The organism is Pseudonocardia pini (assembly GCF_013870575.1).
GTDB lineage: Bacteria > Actinomycetota > Actinomycetes > Mycobacteriales > Pseudonocardiaceae > Pseudonocardia > Pseudonocardia pini.
Window position 1 is genome coordinate 1 of sequence record NZ_JACBXB010000629.1, and the last position, 3,367, is coordinate 3,367.

At 72.6% G+C, this 3,367-nt stretch carries 4 protein-coding genes; 3 read left to right on the top strand and 1 reads right to left on the bottom strand.

What is annotated here, in order from left to right; translation table 11 throughout:
• From H5J29_RS26080 to H5J29_RS26090, 3 genes are all read left to right on the top strand, one after another.
• Window positions 1-912 (top strand): M23 family metallopeptidase (locus tag H5J29_RS26080; RefSeq protein ID WP_181783663.1); only part of this gene is annotated, 912 nt, incomplete at its 5' end.
• 153 nt (window positions 913-1,065) lie between these two features.
• Window positions 1,066-2,073 (top strand): phosphotransferase family protein, encoded by a 1,008-nt coding sequence (locus tag H5J29_RS26085; RefSeq protein WP_220187951.1) that lies wholly within the window; start codon window positions 1,066-1,068, stop codon window positions 2,071-2,073.
• A gap of 7 nt (window positions 2,074-2,080) precedes the next feature.
• A complete protein-coding gene (locus H5J29_RS26090) occupies window positions 2,081-2,824 on the top strand; it encodes an HAD family hydrolase (RefSeq protein ID WP_181783664.1) in 744 nt (247 codons plus the stop codon).
• Here H5J29_RS26090 and H5J29_RS26095 read toward each other — a convergent pair.
• Entirely contained in the window at window positions 2,817-3,131 is a 315-nt protein-coding gene (locus tag H5J29_RS26095; protein ID WP_181783665.1) for a hypothetical protein, read from the bottom strand. The two genes, H5J29_RS26090 and H5J29_RS26095, sit on opposite strands and share 8 nt — an antisense overlap.
• Window positions 3,132-3,367: the final 236 nt, after the last annotated feature.

Here is a 3,367-nt window from a genome sequence, read left to right on the forward strand (position 1 = left end):
GAGCTGGACTACCGGCTCGTGGTCACCACCGCCGGCGCGCCGCCGAGCCCCACGACGATCCTGCAGATGGAGCAGATGGGCTTCCGGATCGTGCACGTCTACGGCCTCACCGAGACCTACGGCCCGTACACGGTGAACCAGTACCGCCTGCAGCAGCGCCTCACGACCACTGTGGCCTCCGCCGCGCCGGTGACCACGGTGGTGGCCGAGACGCCCGTCGACGACCGGACCCTGCCGGTCCTCGCCCCGCCGTTGCGGGGGGAGGGGTACCTCGCGGCGGACGGCTGCTGCGGCGCCGTCCGGCACACCCGCGCGGCCCTGCCCCTCAACGGGTCCTCGTGGCTGTCGCAGCGTTTCGCGATCGACTACGAGCAGGTGGACGCCGAGAACCGGATCTACGTCGGCCCGCGGCAGGACCCCCGCAGCTACCACATCTACGGCGACGAGATCCTCGCCGTCGCCGACGGCACCGTCGTGACCAGCCACGACGGCCAGGCCGAGGAGGTCCCGGGCAAGTACCCGGAGCCCGACCTCCTGACCGCCGACGGCAACTACGTCGTCCTGGACATCGGCGGCGGGAACTACGTGACCTACGCGCACATGCAGACCGGCAGCGTCCGCGTGCAGGTCGGGCAGGAGGTGCGGACCGGGGACGTGCTCGGGCTGGTGGGCAACTCCGGCAACACGATCGTCCCGCACCTGCACATCCAGGTGACCGACGGCCCGACGCTCGCCTCCTCCGGCCTGCCCTACCTGATCAGCGAGTACACCCTGACCGGGCGGATCGCGGGGACCGAGGCGTTCGACACCGCGGAGTCCGACGGCACGCCCGCGGCCCTCGTCCCGGGCATCGCCCCGACGGTGTTCCGGGACCGGCTCGTGCTCGACCAGGGCATCGTCACCTTCCCCTGAGCGTCACCCCCCGTTCAGGCCATCGACGGATGCCCGTCCGCGATGGTTCACTACGCGCGGCGGTGCGGCCGGGGTTCGCCCGCCGTCGCGCGGCCCCGTCCGCCCCCACCTCCCTCCCGACGTCTCGGGTTCGGCAGCCAGTGGGAGTCCCGTGTGGACGGACGCTTCGTGGGCCACGTGTCCCGGCACGACCCCCTGCACGGTTTCCTCGAGCGGGTGCTGCGCGAGCGGATGGGCGTGCACCAGCGCGATCCGGTGTTCCGCGCGCACCGGATGAGCGGCAGCAACGAGGTCTACGCCTACGAGGAGGCCACCAGCCGCACCCGGCTGGTGTGCAAGTTCTTCGGCCCGCGGTTCGGCTGGGACCGCGACCGCGCCGCCTGGACGGCGGGTCGTGAGTACGCGGGCTACCAGACGCTGCGCCGCTACTCGCTGGTCGGCTCGCCGCACCACGTCGTCCGGCCACTGGGGTTCGACCGGGACATCAACTGTGTGCTCGCCCTGGAGTACTACCGCGGCGAGCTGCTGGTCGGGGCGATCGACCGGGCCGTCCGCGGGGACGGCGCACTGCTCAGGAGCAGGCTCACCGCGCTCGCCTGGTACCTCGCGACCCAGCACAACCGCACCGCCAACGGCGAGGGCGTGGACTTCGGCACCGACCTCGGCTACCTCGACCTGCAGCTGGGGATCCTGACCGACCGCGGCCGGATCGGGTCGTGGGAGGTCGAGGAGCTCCGCTGGCTCGGCGGGCTCTGGGCCGAGCGCACGCACATGTGGTCGGACCAGCAGGTCTGGCTGCACGGGGACGCCACCCCCGCGAACTTCCTGTTCGGCGGCGGGATGGACGTGGGTGCGATCGACCTGGAGCGGATGCGGCGCGGGGACCGGATGTTCGACGTCGGGCGGGTCGCGGGCGAGCTGCAGCACGCCTTCCTGCTCGGCACCGGGGACGCCTACCGGGGGGAGCCGTACCTGGGCCACTTCCTGTGGGAGTACAGCTGCCACTTCCCGGACCGGGCCGCGGCCTTCGCGTCGACCACCCGGCGGCTGCCCTACTACATGGCGATGAACATGCTCCGGATCGCACGGAACGACTACATCTCCCGGCCCTACGGCGACAGACTGGTCCAGCGGGCGCGCGAGCTGCTCCGGGCCCGATAGGGGGAGCGTGGACGACATCAGGGCCGTGGCGTTCGACGTCAACGGCACGCTCGTCGACATCCTGACCGACGAGCACGACGAGCAGATCTTCCGGGCCCTCGGGCACACCCTGACCTACGCCGGGATCGACCTGCGCCGCGGCGAGGTCCGGGACCGCTACTTCCGCTACCTCGACGAGCAGCGCGGGCAGAGCGCCGAGGAGCACCCGGAGTTCGACGTCGTCGCGATCTTCGCCCGCCTCGTCGCGGAACACGGGACGGCCTACACCCGGGCGCTGCCCGCCGACCGGCTCGCAGCCCTGCCGCTGTTCCTCGCCGAGACCTACCGCGGGATCTCGCGGCGCAGGCTGGAGCTCTACCCCTGGGTGCCCGAGGTGCTCACGGCGCTGGCCGCGCGGTACCCGCTCGCCGTCGTCACCGACGGGCAGAGCGCCTGGGCGCGCGCCGAGCTGCACCAGGTGGGGCTGCTGGAGCGGTTCTCCCCGGTGGTCGTGTCCGGGGACCACGGCTTCCGCAAGCCCGATCCGCGGCTGTTCGCGCTGGCCTGCGAGGGGATCGGGGTACCCGCCGACCAGACCCTGTACGTGGGCAACGACATGCACCGGGACGTCTTCGGGGCCCGGGAGGCCGGGATGCGCACCGTGATGTTCGTGTCCGGGCAGGGCGACCAGACCTACCGGGACACCGTGCCGGACCACATGATCTCCGACCACCGCGAGCTCGCGGCGATCCTCGGGGTGCCGCTCAGCTGACGAGGGCCTTCCCGGAACGCCTCCACCAGAGCGCGGCGGCCCCCGCCACGCCTGCGCCCACGGCGGCCACCCCGCCCGCGACCTTCGCGGCGTGCGTGGCCTTCGCGACCAGCCGTGCCCGCAGCGCCTGCAGCCCGCGGTCCAGGTTGTCCAGGCTCTCGGCCAGCTCGTCCCGGGCCTCGGCGACCTGCTCGTCCCGGCCGTCCTGCAGGGCGACGACCTGGGCGCGGAGCTCGGCCGGGGAGAGCACGGTGCCGTCGACGACCGGACGCCGGTCGGTGATCTGCAGCGGATGGACCTCGCCCACGGGTGCCTCCTCGAAAGGGTCTCCCCCTCGATTCTCCGCACGGAACGGGCCGGTGCACACGTCCGAACGGAGGGCCTGCGGTGGGTGTCGGCCCGGTTACTCGATCGAGCTACTCGATCCACCGGCGGTCGGCGGTGAAGCCCACGGACAGCGAGGAGGCGGGATCGAGCCGCGCGGTGAGGTCCGCGCGGACGGCGTCGAGCTCGGCGACCGTCGCGCCCGCGGGGACCACGAAG